Raw genomic sequence first — 14,690 nt, 5'->3', positions numbered from 1 at the left:
TCATGGCCATTTCGCAAACGATGACGCCTTCCATGAAGCGCCAGCGGCGTGCCAACCTGCGCCGCAACGCCTTCTACCTGGCGCTGGTCGCCATTGGCCTGGTCGCGCCTTTCGTCGCCTACCCCGTGTTCCTGATGAAGGTGCTGTGCTTCGCGCTGTTCGCCTGCGCCTTCAACCTGCTGCTGGGCTACGCTGGGCTGCTTTCGTTCGGCCATGCGGCCTTCCTGGCCACCGGCGGCTACGTCACCGGCTACCTGCTGTCGAGCTACCCCGGCATCACGCCGGAGCTCGGCATCCTCGCCGGTACTTCCGCGGCGTTGGTGCTGGGGGCGGTGTTCGGTGCGCTGTCGATCCGCCGCCAGGGCATCTACTTCGCCATGGTGACCCTGGCGCTGGCCCAGCTGGTGTTCTTCTTCTACATCCAGGCGCCGTTCACCGGCGGCGAGGACGGCCTGCACGGGGTGCCGCGGGGTCACCTGTTCGGCGTGATCAACCTGCGCAGTAACCTGGCCATGTACTACTTCGTGTTCGCCGTCTTCCTGTTCGGCTTCGCGCTGATCCAGCGCACCGTGCACTCCCCGTTCGGGCAGGTGCTCAAGGCGATTCGCGAGAACGAGCCGCGGGCGGTGTCGCTGGGCTACAACGTCGATGCCTACAAGCTGGTGGCCTTCATCCTCTCGGCCGGCCTGGCCGGCCTGGCCGGCTCCACCAAGACCGTGGTGTTCCAGCTCGCCTCGCTGACCGACGCCCACTGGCACATGTCAGGCGAAGTGATCCTGATGACCCTGCTGGGCGGCGTCGGCACCCTGTTCGGCCCGGTGGTCGGCGCTGGCATCGTGGTCAGCCTGCAGCACATGCTGGCGCAGTCGGCGCTGGGCAATTGGGTGGGGCCGATCCTCGGTGTGATCTTCGTCATCTGCGTGCTGAGTTTCCGCAGCGGCATCGTCGGCGAAGCGATGAAGATGTATCGCAAAAATTTCAAGTGAGCGTGACCGCAGGTCTCTTCCTGGCGCCCTTCGGGGCGCTTTTTCTTATTCATCGCCACCTGGCGTTTCAGCGCTGGGTGGCCTGCTGGAGCCGCTGCGGTAGCTGGGCGACCAGGTAGTCGACGAACTGACGAACCTTGGCGGCATGCTGGCGGTGCCTGGGCATCACGGCCCAGACCCCGGTGTCGCAGCACTGGAAGGCATCGAGCACCGAGATGAGTTCGCCGCTGGCCAGGTAGGGCGCCACGTAGTAGTCGGGCAGCTGGGCCAGGCCGAGGCCCTTGAGGGCGGCATCCAGCAGCGCCGGGCCCGAGTTGGCCTGCCAGGGGCCTTGCACGCGGACGTCGCGATGCACGCCGTCGATGTCGAAACGCCACAGGTCGCGGGTGCCGATCAGGCAGCGGTGGCGGCTCAGCTCCGCCACCGAGTGCGGTTGGGACACGCCGAGGAAATAGGCGGGTGAGCCGACGATGAACTCGCGCCGCCCGCTGAGCCTGCGTGCCACCAACGAAGAGTCCTGCAGCGTACCCATGCGGATGACCACGTCGTAGCCTTCGTCGATCACGTCGACCTGTCGGTTGGTCAGGTGCAGGCGCAGTTCCAACTGGGGATGCAGGCACAGAAAGTCATTGACCATCGGTGCGATGAAGCGCTCGCCAAAGGTGGTGGCGCAGCTCAGGTGCAGCACCCCTGGGGCCGTTCCTGCAGCTGCTGCAGCGCCGTTTCGGCGTCGCGGAAACCGTCGAGCAGCTCACGGCAGCGCAGGTAGTAGCGCTCGCCGGCATCGGTAAGGTGGATCTGGCGCGTGGTGCGGTAGAGCAGCGGCAGGCCCAACTGCTGCTCGAGCTGGGCGACCTGGCGGCTGATGTGCGAATTGGACACCTGCAGCCGACGAGCGGCCGCCGCGAAGGTACCGAGGCGTACGACCTCGACGAAGGCTTCGATACCGTCCCAGTGCGCCATGTGTCTCCTCTTGTTCCTGAGATTATTGCTGAGCGGAAATAATATTGTGCCGTTGTTTCGGTATCAACTTGAGGGCTTGCACGCCTAGACTGGTAGCCATCAATCCATCTCGGGAGTTGCATCATGAAGTCGCGTGCCGCCGTTGCCCTGGAAGCTGGCAAGCCCCTGGAGCTGCTGGAGATCGACGTGGAGGGGCCGAAGGCCGGCGAGGTGCTGGTGCGCATCAAGGCCACCAGCGTCTGCCATACTGATGCCTACACGCTTTCCGGCGCCGACCCGGAAGGGCTGTTCCCCTCGGTGCTGGGCCATGAAGGCGCCGGCATCGTCGAGGCGGTAGGTGAAGGCGTCACCAGCGTAAAGCCCGGTGACCATGTCATTCCGCTCTATACCGCCGAGTGCGGCAAGTGCAAGTTCTGCCTTTCCGGCAAGACCAACCTGTGCCAGGCGGTGCGCGCCACCCAGGGCCAGGGCCTGATGCCCGACGGCACCTCGCGCTTCTCGCTCGACGGCAAGAGGCTGCACCACTACATGGGCTGCTCCACCTTCAGCGAGTATACCGTGCTGCCCGAGGTCTCCCTGGCGGTGGTCTCGAAGGAGGCGCCGCTGGACAAGATCTGCCTGCTCGGCTGCGGCGTGACCACCGGCATCGGCGCGGTGCTTAACACCGCCAAGGTGGAGCCGGGTTCCACCGTGGCCGTGTTCGGCCTCGGTGCCATCGGCCTGGCGGTGATCCAGGGCGCGCAGATGGCCAAGGCCAGCCGCATCATCGCCATCGACGTCAACCCGGACAAGTTCGACCTGGCGCGCCAGTTCGGTGCCACCGACTTCGTCAATCCCAAGGAGCATTCCGATCCGATCCAGCAGGTGATCGTCGACATGACCGACGGTGGGGTCGACTACTCCTTCGAGTGCATCGGCAACGTCAACGTGATGCGCCAGGCGCTGGAGTGCTGCCACAAGGGTTGGGGCGAATCGGTGATCATCGGCGTGGCCGGGGCCGGCGAGGAGATCTCGACGCGGCCGTTCCAGCTGGTCACCGGGCGGGTGTGGCGCGGTTCGGCGTTCGGCGGGGTGAAGGGGCGCAGCGAGCTGCCCGGCTACGTGCAGCGCTACATGGACGGCGAGATCAAGATCGACGAGTTCATCACCCATGACATGCCGTTCGAGAAGATCAACGAGGCGTTCGACCTGCTGCATGCGGGCAAGAGCATTCGTACGGTGCTGCACTTTTAATAGGCACCCGGAGCCGCGCCGAACGGGTTACAGGCGCCCGGTGCCGCCCCGGACGGGGGCGCCTGGCGCCGCGTGGCGTGTGAGCCCCAGCGAAGCCACAACGAACAGGTGGAAGGAGACGCAGCATGAGCATGACTGAACATCTCGAGCTGGTATCGGCCAACAAGAGTTTCGGCGGCTGGCACAAGCGCTACCGCCACCGCTCGCGCGCGCTGGACTGCGAGATGGTATTTGCCATCTACCTGCCGCCCCAGGCGGAAACACAGCGCGTGCCGCTGCTGTGGTGGCTATCGGGGCTGACTTGTAGCGACGAGAACTTCATGCAGAAGGCCGGGGCACAGCGTGTGGCGGCTGAACTGGGCATCGCCATCATCTGCCCCGACACCAGCCCCCGCGGAACCGACCTGCCGGGCGAGCACGACAGCTACGACCTGGGCTCGGGAGCAGGCTTCTACGTTAATGCCACACGCGAACCCTGGAAGTCGCACTACCGCATGTATGACTATGTGTCCGAGGAGCTGCCGTCGGTGGTGCGCCAGCACTTTCCGGTCAATGGGCGCGAGGCGATCAGCGGGCACTCCATGGGCGGCCATGGGGCGCTGATGCTGGCTCTGCGACGGCCCGGGCACTACCGCTCGGTCTCGGCGTTCTCTCCCATCGTCAACCCCTCCCAGTGCCCCTGGGGGCGCAAGGCGTTCCAGACCTACCTGGGCGACGACCCCGGCAACTGGACGCAGTACGACGCCTGCGAGCTGGTGGCCAAGGGCGCCTCGCGCCAGCCGTTGTTCATCGACCAGGGGGAGGCGGACGACTTCCTCGATGAACAGCTGAAACCGGAGCGGCTGGAGGCGGTGTGCGCCGAGCATGATCACCCCCTGACGCTGCGGCGTCAGCCAGGGTATGATCACAGCTACTTTTTCATCGCCAGCTTCATCGAGGATCACCTGCGCTACCATGCGGAGCATCTCTTCAAGTCATGAGCGGACCTGGGGCGCGCCCTGATGCGCGTTCTGCTGATCAGGGTTATACGTTGGGCGGCCATTTCCATGGCCGCCTTCGTCGTACTATCGGTGATGCTGGTATTGCTGCTGCGTCATGTCCCCGCCGTGGGTTCGATGGTGATGGTGGAACGCAAGCTCCAGGCGACGCTAGCCGGCGAATCCCTGACCATCCAACACCAGTGGCGGCCCTGGGAAGAGCTCTCCGTCAATGCCAAGCTGGCGGTGATCGCAGCGGAAGATCAGCGCTTTCCCGAGCACCGGGGGTTCGATGTGGCCGAGATGCGTCGCGCCTGGGAGGCCAGCCGCAGCGGGGCGCGGCTGCGCGGGGCGAGCACCATCAGCCAGCAGACGGCCAAGAACCTGTTCCTGTGGACCGGGCGCAGCTGGCTGCGTAAGGGGCTCGAGGCGTGGTTCACCGTGCTGATCGAGGCGCTATGGCCGAAGCAGCGAATCCTCGAGGTCTATCTCAATATCGTCGAGTGGGATCATGGCGTGTTTGGGCTTGAAGCTGCCGCACAGCACTACTTCGGCGTGCCGGCCGATCGCTTGACCGAGGTGCAGGCCAGCCGGTTGGCGGCGATCCTGCCCAACCCGCGCGCCTGGGATGCGGCGCGGCCGGGGCCGCACGTAGAGCGGCGCAGCCAGTGGATTCGCCAGCAGATGCGCAATCTCGGCGGGCCGCGCTACCTCGAGCGGCTCGACGCCTCCTGACCGCCGCCTAGCGTGTCGCCTTGCCGCGCACGGCCATCACTACCCCCACGATGGTGATCAGCATGCCAAGCAGCCCGGCCGGCGGCAGCCGCTCATCGAACAGCCACCAGGCCTGCAGCGCAGTGACCGGCGGCACCAGATAGAACAGACTGGCCACGCGTGATGCCTCGCCACGTCGGATCAGCGCCATCAGCAGCAGGATGGCAGCGATCGACAGCACCAGCACCAGCCACGCTAGGGTCAGCACGAAGGTGGGGCTCCATTCGATTTGCCGCTCTTCGAAAAGCAGCGCCCCCAGGCCCAGCAGGACGCCTGCGGCCAGGTACTGCACCACGGTGCCGGAGAGCAGCGGCATGCCGGTACAGAAGCGCTTCTGGTAGAGCGTACCGAAGGTGATGCCGCCCAGTGCGATCAGCACGCAGGCCAGGGCGTCGAGCCCGAACCCCTGAAACAGCGCGGCGCCAGGGTCGAGCTTGCTGCCCAGTACCAGCACGATGCCACCCAAGCCTACTGCCAGCCCCAACCATTGCACCGGGGCGATGCGTTCACCCAGCAGTGGCCCCGCCAGGGTGGCCGTGAGCAGCGGCTGCAGGCCTACCAGCAGGGCGGTCAGCCCGGCCGGCATGCCCAGGTAGATGCCGTAAAAGACCCCGCCCAGGTAGGCACCATGCACCAGCATGCCCGAGACGCCGATATGTGCCCATAGCCGTGCACCGTTCGGCCAGCCGCTGTCGAGCAGGCGTACCAGCGGCACCAGCAGCGCCAGGGTAAGCGCGAAGCGCACCACCAGGAAGGTGAAGGGCTCGGCGTGCGGCAGCCCGAACTTGGCGCCGATGAAGCCGGTGCTCCATAGGGCCACGAAGAGGATGGGCATGGCGGCCAGCAGCAGAGGCTCGAAGCGGGAGGAGGGCGAGGGCGGCATCGGGGGCGGTGTCCTGGGCGGCGCTGTCACGGCGATACTGCGTCATCGACGCGGCGAAGGATAGCAGAGTAAGCATTATCGCCCGGACAATCCAGCTGGCTGCGCTTGCGGCAGTGAACCCATGCAACGGCAAACTCATGCAAGGGCGCTCTGTGCGGGCGCTCAGCACCATCGGCAACTCCTAACGATCTTGCGGGGTTGCATTTCGTTACAATAAAATCTGAACCCTGCCGGTTCAGCTACGTCAGACCTTCTACATTCACCGCAAGACCCTTGGAGGTTTCAAGATGCAAAGGATGACTGCACTGTTCTCGGCCGCTCTGCTGGCGGCAGGCATGATGACCGCCCAGGCCCAGGCGCAGCAGGATCCGCCCAGGACCCGGGTGCCCAGCCGCAGGCCACTGCGCCCGCTCAGGAATTTTCCGATGAGCAACTGCAGCAGTTCGCCGATGCCTCCCAGGACATCGCGGTGATCTCCCAGGAGTACACCGAGCGCCTGCACGCCGCCGAAGATGAGCAGACCCAGCAGGAAGTTCGCATGGAAGCCAATGACCGCATGGTGGAAGTCGTCGAGGACAGCGGCCTCGATGTCGACACCTTCAACGCCATCGGCCATGCGATTCAGCAGGATCCCGAACTGATGCAGCGCGTGCAGCAGATGGCCGAGCAGTCCTGATACTCGCCGCACTGACAGACGAAGCGCCGCCCCCGGGCGGCCGTCGCATTTCGGGCGGGCTTTACAGGGCTGGCCCCGGTAAACACACTGGGCGTATTCCCCAGCCGGCGAGCGTGTTGCATGGAACTGCTGGAAATTCGACGGCACATGGGCCGTTTCCCACCCTTCGACGGGCTGTCTGATGCGCTGCTCGACGCAGTGGCCGGCCAGGTTGAGGTCGGCTACTTCAGGGCCGGTACCGACATCCTAGTGCTGGACCAACCCATCACCGAGCTATGCTACATCCGCAGCGGGGCGGTGGAGGTCTTTCGCCGCACTGGCGCGCTCTACAATCGCCTGGGCGAGGGTGATATCTTCGGTCACTTCAGCCTGCTGCGCAGCCAGCGGGTGCGCTTTCCTGCCCGCGCGCTCGAAGATACCCTGATCTACTTCATCCCGGCCGACGTCTTCCAGCACCTGTGCGAAAGCGACGACCACTTCGCCGACTTCGTCGAGCTGGAGCAGCCACGGCTGGAAGCCGCCGTTGCGGAGCTGAGCAAGGCCAACGACATGACGGTCACGCGGATACGCAAGCTGCTGTCACGTCCGCCGGTGATGCTCGAGGCCACCACCACGGTCCAAGCCGCGGCGCAGCAGATGAGCGAAGCCCAGGCCTCAGCGGCGCTGGTGCTCGACGACGACGACGCGGACCCACGCCATACCTTCACCGACGCAGGAGGTTGCGCCTGGCGGCTGCGCGGCATCCTGACCAACAGCGATTTTCGCACCCGCGTGGTTGCCCGCGGCCTGCCCCCACAGACCCCCATCGGCGAACTGATGGGGGAAAGGCTGATCACCGTGCAGTCCGATGAATCCGTGCATGAGGCAATGCTGTGCATGCTGCGCAACAATATTCACCACCTGCCGGTGCTGCTGCGGCGCCTGCCGGTAGGCATCGTGCATCTCTCCGACATTATCCGCTACGAAACCCAGAGCAGCCTCTACCTGGTCAGCAACATCTTTCACCAGCCCGGCGTCGAGGGGCTGGCGCGGCTGGCGGGAGACGTGCGCGGGGCCTTCGTGCGCATGGTGGGGGAGGGCGCCACCTCGCAGATGGTGGGCAGCGCCATGTCGACCATCGGGCGCAGCTTCATTCGTCGGCTGCTGGAACTTGCCGAAGAGGCGCTGGGGCCGCCGCCGGTGGCCTACTGCTTCATGGTCAACGGTTCCATGGCGCGCAACGAGCAGACCATCGTCACCGATCAGGACAATGCCCTGGTGCTGGCCGACGACTTCGTCCCGCACCTCCATGACGCCTACTTCAAAGCCCTGGCCCAGTTCGTTTGCGATGGGTTGGCCGCTTGCGGCTACGCCTACTGCAAGGGCGATGTGATGGCCACCAACGCCAGGTGGCGCCAGCCGCTGGCGGTATGGAAGCGCTACTTCTGCGAGTGGATCGAGCAGCCCACGCCGGAGCGGCTGCTGCGTAGCTCGATCTTCTTCGACCTGGACGCGGCCTATGGCGACGAGGCCTTCATCGAGCAGTTGCAGGACCTGATTGCCGCGAAGGCCCCGCAAAGCCCGCTGTTCCTGGCGGCGATGGCGCGCAACGCGCTGCAGCGCACGCCGCCGCTGGGGGTCTTTCGCACCTTCGTGATGGAGCAGGACGGCAAGCAAAACAACACGATCAACCTCAAGCGGCGCGGTACGGCGCCGATGGTGGACCTGATCCGGGTGCATGCCCTGGCCTGTGGTTCTCGGGCCCAGAACAGCTTCGAACGGCTTGATGACATCGCCAGCACCCAGCTGTTGGCACCGGGGGCCGGCGAGAAGTTGCGCTATGCGATGGAGTACCTCTCCATGGTGCGCATTCGCCACCAGGTGATCGACCTCGAGCGCCACCAGGCGCCCGACAATACGTTCGTGCCGGAGGACGTCGACGGCAGCGAACGCCACCACCTCAAGGATGCCTTCCAGGTGCTGAGCAACGCACAGAAATTCCTCAAGTATCGCTACCCGATCCCGGCGCGCACTGGGGCGGTGCGCTGAGATGCTGTCGCATCGAATGCCCTCGCGCCAGGCGCAGGGATGGCCGGACTACCTTGAACAGCGCGCCCGGGCGGCCAGCCACCCTGTGCTCAAGCGCTTCCTGGAAGCCGGCTGCCCGGCGACCGACACGCCGATCGGCGAGGCAGCGCTGGTGGCGCTCGACCTGGAAACCACCGGGCTCGATGCCCGCCGGCATGCCATCGTCAGCATCGGGCTGGTGCCGTTCACGCTGGCGCGGATTCACTTGTCGCAGCGGCGCTACTGGGTGGTCCGGCCGGGCGGCGCGCTGTCGAGCGAATCGGTGGTACTGCACCGCATCACCCATGCGGAGGTGGCCGAGGCGCCCGCGCTCGAGTCGGTCCTGCCTGAGGTGCTTGACGCCTTGGCAGGCCGGTTGGCCGTGGTCCACTTTCGTCATATCGAACGACCCTTCCTCGATGCTGCGGCCCAGCGCTGCCTGGGCGAGGGGCTACGCTTTCCCATGATCGATACCATGTCGCTCGAAGCGCGACGTCACCGGCTCTCGCCGTGGTCGCGGCTGCGTCGCTGGCTGCGGCGGCCGCCGGTGTCGATCCGGCTGGGCGACAGCCGCCGCCGCTACGGGCTGCCCGATTACCTGGGGCACCATGCGATGGTCGATGCGCTGGCGACGGCCGAGCTTCTGCAGGCGCAGATCGCCACGCACTATCGCGCCGAGACGCGGGTGGCAGAGCTGTGGAGCTGAGCGGTGCCGCTACAGCCAGCGCTTGGCGAAGGTGGCACCGTCCACCGGGCGACCGTAATGGAAGCCCTGCACGCTGGTGCAGCCCAGTGAACGCAGCGCCTCGGCCTGCTCGGGGCTCTCGACCCCTTCGGCCACGGTCAGCATGCCGAGGGTCTGGGCCATGGCGATGATGGTTTCCACGATGGCATGGTCGTGGCTGCTCTTGAGCATGTCCCGAACAAAGGACATGTCGATCTTGAGCGTATCGGCGGCGAAGCGCTTGAGGTAGGAGAGCGAGGAGTAGCCGGTGCCGAAGTCGTCGATGGCCAGGCCGATGCCCGCATCGCACAGGGTGCGGGTGATGCGCACGGTCTGCTCGGGGTTGCGCATCAGGCCGCTTTCGGTGAGTTCCAGGCCGAGCCGGCCGGGGCTGATGCGCGTGGCGATGCGCTGCACGTGCTCGGCCAGGCAGGGGTCGTCCATCTGCTGGGCCGACACATTGACGCACAGCCGCCCGGGAAAGGGGTGCACTGAGCATCCCACTCTTGCAGCTGCTGGCAGGCCGTATCCAGCACCCACTCACCGAGCTGGAGCATCAGCCCCTGCTCTTCGGCAAGCGGTATGAAGGTGGCGGGGCTGACCTGGCCGAGTACCTCGTCCTGCCAGCGGCACAGCGCCTCGGCACCGACCAGCTTGCCGGTGGAGAGGCTGAACTGCGGCTGGAAGTGCAAGGTGAGCTCGCCCTGGTTCAGGGCATGCACGAAGCGCGCCTGCAGAAGCTCCCGCTGATGCAGCTCGTCGGCCATGGTGGTGCTGAAAAAGCGCGTGCGGTTGTTGTCACGCTTGGCGTGGTTGAGGGCGATGCTGGCGTGCTGGAACAGCGACTGGGCGTTGTCGGCATCGCGGGGAAACAGGGCCGCCCCGACGCTGGCCGATATCGAGAAGCAGCGCCCGGCAATCTGCAGCGGCTCGGCCAGGCAGTGGCGGTAGCGCTCGATGGCATGAGCCATGGCGGCAGGCCGGGTGTCGCTCAGCAGCACCATGAACTCATCGCCGCCCAGGCGTGCGACGAATTCGCCAAGCTCGGCCATGGCGCCGAAGCGCCCGGCAACTTCCGCCAGCACCTGGTCGCCGAATTCATGCCCTGGGTGTCGTTGATCTGGCGAAAGCGCTGCAGGTCGAGGTAGAGCAGGCCGATATGGCTGCCTTGCAGCCTGGCCTGGTCGCAGGCCTCGGCCAGGCGATCCATGAAGCAGCGCCGGTTCGGCAGCCCCGTTACGCTGTCCCAGTGGACCAGCTGCTGGAGGCGGTAGTCGCTGTTGCGCTGTTTCTCCTCAGCCGCTCGCCGGGCCATCTCCACGCCTGCCTGGGCGGCGGCGATCCGCAGCACCTCTTGGGCGTAAGCGGGAAGCGCCAGGGGCGGTTGCGCATGACCGCCAGCAGGCCAATGAGCGAACCGTCGGGTGCACGCAGCGGCAGTCCGATATAGCTCTGGGCGCCCAGCACGTGCAGCAGTTCGTCGGCGGGGAAGCGCTGGGCCAGGTTGTCGGGGAAGGTGCAGATGCGGTCGTGCAGCACATGCTCGCAGGGGAGCCTGCCAGGGCATAGACGGCCGCCGGCTGCAGCGCGCCGCGGGACCAGAAGGCAACGGTGCGAATTGTGGGGCTTTCGGCCTGGATCTTGCCGATGACGACATGGTCGCCGTCGAGGATTGCTGCAAGTCGCTCGACCAGATGGTCGAGCGCCTGAGGAGTACCGGCTTTGCCCAAGCCATCAGCGAGCAGACGGAATGCGTCTTCGGGGGCCATCATGGGCGACAGCGGCTCCTTGGCATCATTATCGAGTGACTGAAATATGCACGAACCAGCATCACGATGCTAGTGGGCTTATGTTGCTGCCCTTTTCCTGGGTGTCAGGTCGTTTTTCCTTAGGCGAATCAGCCAGGCGGTTCGCCGGGAAGCAGAGGCGGCCCGAAGGCCGCCCCAGGGTAGGTTCAGGCCCGTGGTTCGCTCATCAGTCCCTTGAGGATGGCGTAGCAACCCACCAACAGTACCAGCGTGAACGGAAGCCCGGTAGAGACGGCCATGGCCTGCAGGGCGACCAGCCCGCCGCCGAGCAGCAGGGCGATGGCGATGACGCCTTCGATGATGGCCCAGAATACTCGCTGCGGCTTGGGCGCATCGACCTTGCCGCCGGCGGTGATGGTGTCGATCACCAGCGAGCCTGAATCCGAGGAGGTGATGAAGAACACCACCACCAGTACGATGCCGATGAAGGAGGTGATGGCACTGAGCGGCAGCTCGCCGAGCATCACGAACAGCTGCAGTTCGAGAGCCGCGTCGCGCACGCCCTCGACGCCATCGTTCACCAATTGGTCGATCGCCGTGCCGCCGAAGGCGGTCATCCACAGCACCGAGACCAGCGAGGGCACCAGCAGCACGGCGATCAGGAACTCGCGCACCGTGCGCCCGCGGCTGACCCGCGCGATGAACATGCCGACGAAGGGCGACCAGGAAATCCACCAGGCCCAGTAGAAAGCGGTCCAGCCTTGGGTGAAGTTGGCGTCTTCGCGGCCGAAGGGATTCGACAGGGCCGGCAGGTGGCGCAGGTAGCCGCCCAGGTTCTGGAAGAAGCCCGACAGGATCGCCAGCGTCGGGCCGACCAGCACGACGAACAGCAGCAGCAGCAAGGCGAGCCCCATATTGATTTCAGAGAGGCGGCGGACCCCTTGTCGACGCCTGCCACGATCGACAGGATGGCGACGGCGGTGATGCCGAGGATCAGCAGCACCATGGTGGCATTGGTGGCCGGTATGCCGAACAGCTGGCTGAGGCCGGCCGTGGCCTGGGAGGCGCCCAGCCCCAGCGAGGTGGCCAGGCCGAACAGCGTGGCAAACACCGCCAGGATATCGATGACGTGGCCGGGCCAGCCCCATACCCGCTCGCCCAGCAGCGGATAGAAGATCGAGCGCATGGTCAGCGGCAAGCCCTTGTTGAACGAGAAGATGGCCAGGGCCAGGGCCACCACGGCGTAGATTGCCCACGGATGCAGGCCCCAGTGGAAGATGGTGGCGGCCATGCCGAGCCCGGCAGCCGCAGCGGTATCGCCTGCGGCCGCCCCCAGCGGTGCCCAGTCGGTGCGTACCCCGTCTTCCACGCTGGTACCGCCCAGAGCGGCGTTGAAATGGGACATCGGCTCGGATACGCCGTAGAACATCAGCCCGATGCCCATGCCGGCGGCGAACAGCATGGCGAACCAGCCGCTGTAGCTGAAATCCGGTGTGGCATGCATGCCGCCGATTCTCACCTTGCCCAGCGGTGAGACGATCAGGCCCAGGCAGAGCAGTACAAACAGGTTGCCGGCCAGTAGGAAGAACCACGCCAAGTGGCTGGTCAGCCAATTGCGCACCGCGTTGAACAGCGGCTCCACTTCGGTCTGCAGCGCCAGGGTGAGCACCACGAAAAAGACCGTGACCAGCGCGGAGATGGCGAACACCTTGCCGTGCAGATCGATGCTGAACCCTAGCCTGTCCGTCGCCAGGTTGTCCTGGCCAATGACGTAGTCGGTGTCGATTAGGTTGGCTGGGCCCTCTGGCGCCGGTACGCCTTCCGAAGGAGTCTCTTCGCTGCGGTTGTCGTGTGAAGACTCGTTCACTTTTTATTCCCCTGCAGGTCGTTGGTTGCGACATGGCGGGATCAGCTGCACCTGGTGGGCGGTACGGCAGGTGGAGCTTGCGTCGCGAGACGAGGCTGAGCAGCGTTGCATGCCATGCCATAGGAAGAGTGCGGCCGGACATGGTCGCTACATTTCTGCTGAACCTCCCGCCGCCTGATGCGACCGGTCGCTTTGCCGGTCATTGTTGAGATTTTCATTATACCGCAAAGCGGAGTGGCTTCCGACCGTAGCGGCCCGCCTGCCTGTGACAGTAAGGCCCATGTGTCACTTTGCGCCATCCGATAGAGAGGCGGAGGAGGCATTCATGGCGTCTTTCTGTTTTTATAAATGTTTGTTTATAAATAATTTTTATTTTTCATTGCTGCCGTTGGCACAACCCGTGCTACTTGTTGGGTGAAGACGGATCAACCAAGGGAGACCATCCGTATGAGCCACGATAAGCAATCAGGGTTTATGTCAAAGGGACGTTTGACAGCCTTGGCCTCGGCGATCGCACTGACGCTGGGTACGGTATCTCTGGCTGGCTGTGGCAATGACGATGACAACCTGCCGCCGGTCAACGAGGAGCGTCCTACCATCGAGGAGCAGGGCTCACCGATGCAAGACACCACGGCAGATCCTGGCCTTGACCAGACCAACACGGCCGGTGGTGATGGAAGCGAAGAGCCTGTTGGCAGCGTCCAGCAGCCTGAGGGTGATCAGTTCCCGCAGGAGGAAACGACGCCGCAGGCCGAGCAGGAACCGGTGCCGCAGGGCCAGCAGGATACGATGAATCCAGACGATGGCGGCCAAGACCCGTTGTTGCAGGATGAGGACGAGCAAGGCGGTATGTAATACGCCGCGCATCGATCTCAAGCTGTTGCCTGAGGCAACATCTGGCGACAGCCGAGGGTGAGAAGCCCTCCCACAAACAGTCGTTAACACGACGCTAGTAGGAGGAGAGGAACTATGATGTCCAAGGAATTTCTCAAGAAACTCGGCGTTTTGGGTGTAACCGTCGGCTTGACCGCGAGCCCCTTCGCAATGGCCCAGCAGGGCACGCAGCAGGACTCGCGTGCCGACAATATGCCGGAAGCCGTTCAGGGCGCGCCGGGTGCCGAGCCTACCCCGGGCACTGATGCCGCCGCGGGTACCGGCCCGGGCGCAGACCCGGATCGCATGGAAGGCGGCGTGGCGCCGGGCGATGCTGAGATGGGCACGCAGCAGGGTCAGGGTGCTGGTGTCGGGGCCGATACTGGCGTTGGCACGGGTGCCGGTGCTGGCGCAGGCGCGGGTGCTACCCAGCAGCAGCCGGGTACGGCCGAGAGCATGCCGGAAGCCGTTCAAGGTGCACCGGGCGCGGAGCCGACCCCGGTACCGATGCCGCACCGCGCATGGGGCCTGGAGCCGACCCGACCGCCATGGATAACGGCGTAGCGCCGGGCTTCGATGGTCAAGATCAGCAAGGTCAGCAAGGCGGCTTCGACCAGGGCACCCAGCAGGGTGGCACCGATGCCTTCGAAGACCAGGGCACCCAGCAGGGCAGCGCCGGTGGCTTCGACCAGGGTACTCAGCAGGGTGAGGCCGGCTTCGGCCAGGGTACCCAGACCATGCCGGGCAACGACGGTTACGATGCGGACATGCCGCAAGAATTCGAGGAAGAAGAAGAGGAATACCCTATCGAGGACCATGACAAGGACCGCGATAAGGATAAGGATCGCTACTGATTGAAGTTCGAATGATGGAGGTTTGCGGCTCCGGCGGGATGCCGGAGCCGGTCAGGCTCATCGGGCAGGAAGCCCACGACCGCAAG

Annotated in this window: 14 protein-coding genes and 4 pseudogenes; 11 read left to right on the top strand and 7 right to left on the bottom strand. The window is 65.2% G+C overall.

Going from position 1 to position 14,690, the window contains the following annotated elements; translation table 11 throughout:
* Positions 1–2: 2 nt before the first annotated feature.
* The gene (locus tag ACUDAL_RS12160; RefSeq protein ID WP_444678310.1) at positions 3–986 is read left to right on the top strand and encodes a branched-chain amino acid ABC transporter permease; all 984 of its coding nucleotides are present in this window, start codon (positions 3–5) and stop codon (positions 984–986) included.
* Positions 987–1,053: 67 nt separating this feature from the next.
* On the opposite strand, the pseudogene ACUDAL_RS12155 reads toward ACUDAL_RS12160, so the two are convergent.
* A pseudogene (locus tag ACUDAL_RS12155) lies at positions 1,054–1,949 on the bottom strand (LysR family transcriptional regulator).
* A gap of 123 nt (positions 1,950–2,072) precedes the next feature.
* Here ACUDAL_RS12155 and ACUDAL_RS12150 point away from each other — a divergent pair.
* From ACUDAL_RS12150 to mtgA, 3 genes are all read left to right on the top strand, one after another.
* Positions 2,073–3,182, top strand: a complete 1,110-nt coding sequence (locus ACUDAL_RS12150) for an S-(hydroxymethyl)glutathione dehydrogenase/class III alcohol dehydrogenase (protein WP_444678309.1) — start codon at positions 2,073–2,075, stop codon at positions 3,180–3,182.
* Between the two features lie 125 nt (positions 3,183–3,307).
* On the top strand, positions 3,308–4,162 hold the full coding sequence (fghA, locus tag ACUDAL_RS12145; RefSeq protein WP_444678308.1) for an S-formylglutathione hydrolase: 855 nt from the start codon (positions 3,308–3,310) through the stop codon (positions 4,160–4,162).
* A 66-nt stretch (positions 4,163–4,228) separates the two neighbouring features.
* A complete protein-coding gene (mtgA, locus tag ACUDAL_RS12140; protein WP_444678307.1) occupies positions 4,229–4,894 on the top strand; it encodes a monofunctional biosynthetic peptidoglycan transglycosylase in 666 nt (221 codons plus the stop codon).
* Between the two features lie 7 nt (positions 4,895–4,901).
* On the opposite strand, the gene ACUDAL_RS12135 is transcribed toward mtgA, so the two are convergent.
* Positions 4,902–5,816 carry a DMT family transporter gene (locus ACUDAL_RS12135; RefSeq protein WP_444679375.1) on the bottom strand — a complete coding sequence of 305 codons (915 nt, stop codon included), beginning with the start codon at positions 5,814–5,816 and terminating at the stop codon, positions 4,902–4,904.
* Positions 5,817–6,103: 287 nt separating this feature from the next.
* On the opposite strand from ACUDAL_RS12135, the pseudogene ACUDAL_RS12130 reads away from it, so the two are divergent.
* The 3 genes and pseudogenes from ACUDAL_RS12130 (at position 6,104) to ACUDAL_RS12120 (ending at position 9,244) form a co-directional block, all read left to right on the top strand.
* Positions 6,104–6,492: pseudogene (locus ACUDAL_RS12130) on the top strand (DUF4168 domain-containing protein).
* Positions 6,493–6,612: 120 nt separating this feature from the next.
* Positions 6,613–8,520: a DUF294 nucleotidyltransferase-like domain-containing protein gene (locus ACUDAL_RS12125; protein WP_444678306.1), complete on the top strand. Its 1,908-nt coding sequence runs from the start codon at positions 6,613–6,615 to the stop codon at positions 8,518–8,520.
* Position 8,521: 1 nt separating this feature from the next.
* Complete coding sequence (locus ACUDAL_RS12120) at positions 8,522–9,244, top strand: 3'-5' exonuclease (RefSeq protein WP_444678305.1); 723 nt, start codon at positions 8,522–8,524, stop codon at positions 9,242–9,244.
* Between the two features lie 9 nt (positions 9,245–9,253).
* On the opposite strand, the gene ACUDAL_RS12115 is transcribed toward ACUDAL_RS12120, so the two are convergent.
* From ACUDAL_RS12115 to ACUDAL_RS12100, 4 genes and pseudogenes are all read right to left on the bottom strand, one after another.
* The gene (locus tag ACUDAL_RS12115) at positions 9,254–9,706 is read right to left on the bottom strand and encodes an EAL domain-containing protein (protein WP_444678304.1); all 453 of its coding nucleotides are present in this window, start codon (positions 9,704–9,706) and stop codon (positions 9,254–9,256) included.
* Entirely contained in the window at positions 9,613–10,029 is a 417-nt protein-coding gene (locus tag ACUDAL_RS12110) for an EAL domain-containing protein (protein WP_444679374.1), read from the bottom strand. The genes ACUDAL_RS12115 and ACUDAL_RS12110 overlap by 94 nt, the downstream gene beginning before the upstream one ends.
* Positions 10,030–10,107: 78 nt before the next feature.
* Positions 10,108–10,472, bottom strand: a pseudogene (locus ACUDAL_RS12105) (diguanylate cyclase domain-containing protein); the annotation flags it as partial.
* A 26-nt stretch (positions 10,473–10,498) separates the two neighbouring features.
* Complete coding sequence (locus tag ACUDAL_RS12100) at positions 10,499–10,864, bottom strand: GAF domain-containing protein (protein ID WP_444679373.1); 366 nt, start codon at positions 10,862–10,864, stop codon at positions 10,499–10,501.
* A 53-nt stretch (positions 10,865–10,917) separates the two neighbouring features.
* Here ACUDAL_RS12100 and ACUDAL_RS12095 point away from each other — a divergent pair, with 53 nt between their 5' ends.
* A complete protein-coding gene (locus tag ACUDAL_RS12095; RefSeq protein ID WP_444678303.1) occupies positions 10,918–11,070 on the top strand; it encodes a hypothetical protein in 153 nt (50 codons plus the stop codon).
* 146 nt (positions 11,071–11,216) lie between these two features.
* Here ACUDAL_RS12095 and ACUDAL_RS12090 read toward each other — a convergent pair.
* Positions 11,217–12,877 (bottom strand): annotated as a pseudogene (locus tag ACUDAL_RS12090) (BCCT family transporter).
* A 447-nt stretch (positions 12,878–13,324) separates the two neighbouring features.
* On the opposite strand from ACUDAL_RS12090, the gene ACUDAL_RS12085 reads away from it, so the two are divergent.
* The 3 genes from ACUDAL_RS12085 (at position 13,325) to ACUDAL_RS12075 (ending at position 14,604) form a co-directional block, all read left to right on the top strand.
* Positions 13,325–13,732 (top strand): hypothetical protein, encoded by a 408-nt coding sequence (locus ACUDAL_RS12085; protein ID WP_444678302.1) that lies wholly within the window; start codon positions 13,325–13,327, stop codon positions 13,730–13,732.
* A 117-nt stretch (positions 13,733–13,849) separates the two neighbouring features.
* Positions 13,850–14,314, top strand: a complete 465-nt coding sequence (locus ACUDAL_RS12080; protein WP_444678301.1) for a hypothetical protein — start codon at positions 13,850–13,852, stop codon at positions 14,312–14,314.
* The gene (locus ACUDAL_RS12075; RefSeq protein ID WP_444678300.1) at positions 14,299–14,604 is read left to right on the top strand and encodes a hypothetical protein; all 306 of its coding nucleotides are present in this window, start codon (positions 14,299–14,301) and stop codon (positions 14,602–14,604) included. The genes ACUDAL_RS12080 and ACUDAL_RS12075 overlap by 16 nt, the downstream gene beginning before the upstream one ends.
* Positions 14,605–14,690 lie beyond the last annotated feature (86 nt).

Source organism: Halomonas sp. E19 (genome assembly GCF_052439355.1).
Taxonomy (GTDB): Bacteria; Pseudomonadota; Gammaproteobacteria; order Pseudomonadales; family Halomonadaceae; genus Halomonas.
The sequence above is the reverse complement of the archived record's forward strand: the minus strand, read 5'-3'. Positions and strand labels throughout refer to the sequence as shown.

What these genes read in the sequence shown, in the direction of transcription:
- ACUDAL_RS12160 (WP_444678310.1), top strand. Translation starts at nt 3, where the DNA reads ATGGCCATTTCGCAAACGATGACGCCTTCCATGAAGCGCCAGCGGCGT.
- ACUDAL_RS12150 (WP_444678309.1), top strand. Translation starts at nt 2,073, where the DNA reads ATGAAGTCGCGTGCCGCCGTTGCCCTGGAAGCTGGCAAGCCCCTGGAG.
- fghA (WP_444678308.1), top strand. Translation starts at nt 3,308, where the DNA reads ATGAGCATGACTGAACATCTCGAGCTGGTATCGGCCAACAAGAGTTTC.
- mtgA (WP_444678307.1), top strand. Translation starts at nt 4,229, where the DNA reads ATGGCCGCCTTCGTCGTACTATCGGTGATGCTGGTATTGCTGCTGCGT.
- ACUDAL_RS12135 (WP_444679375.1), bottom strand. Translation starts at nt 5,816, where the DNA reads ATGCCGCCCTCGCCCTCCTCCCGCTTCGAGCCTCTGCTGCTGGCCGCC.
- ACUDAL_RS12125 (WP_444678306.1), top strand. Translation starts at nt 6,613, where the DNA reads ATGGAACTGCTGGAAATTCGACGGCACATGGGCCGTTTCCCACCCTTC.
- ACUDAL_RS12120 (WP_444678305.1), top strand. Translation starts at nt 8,522, where the DNA reads ATGCTGTCGCATCGAATGCCCTCGCGCCAGGCGCAGGGATGGCCGGAC.
- ACUDAL_RS12115 (WP_444678304.1), bottom strand. Translation starts at nt 9,706, where the DNA reads ATGGACGACCCCTGCCTGGCCGAGCACGTGCAGCGCATCGCCACGCGC.
- ACUDAL_RS12110 (WP_444679374.1), bottom strand. Translation starts at nt 10,029, where the DNA reads ATGGCCGACGAGCTGCATCAGCGGGAGCTTCTGCAGGCGCGCTTCGTG.
- ACUDAL_RS12095 (WP_444678303.1), top strand. Translation starts at nt 10,918, where the DNA reads ATGGTCGCCGTCGAGGATTGCTGCAAGTCGCTCGACCAGATGGTCGAG.
- ACUDAL_RS12085 (WP_444678302.1), top strand. Translation starts at nt 13,325, where the DNA reads ATGAGCCACGATAAGCAATCAGGGTTTATGTCAAAGGGACGTTTGACA.
- ACUDAL_RS12080 (WP_444678301.1), top strand. Translation starts at nt 13,850, where the DNA reads ATGTCCAAGGAATTTCTCAAGAAACTCGGCGTTTTGGGTGTAACCGTC.
- ACUDAL_RS12075 (WP_444678300.1), top strand. Translation starts at nt 14,299, where the DNA reads ATGGATAACGGCGTAGCGCCGGGCTTCGATGGTCAAGATCAGCAAGGT.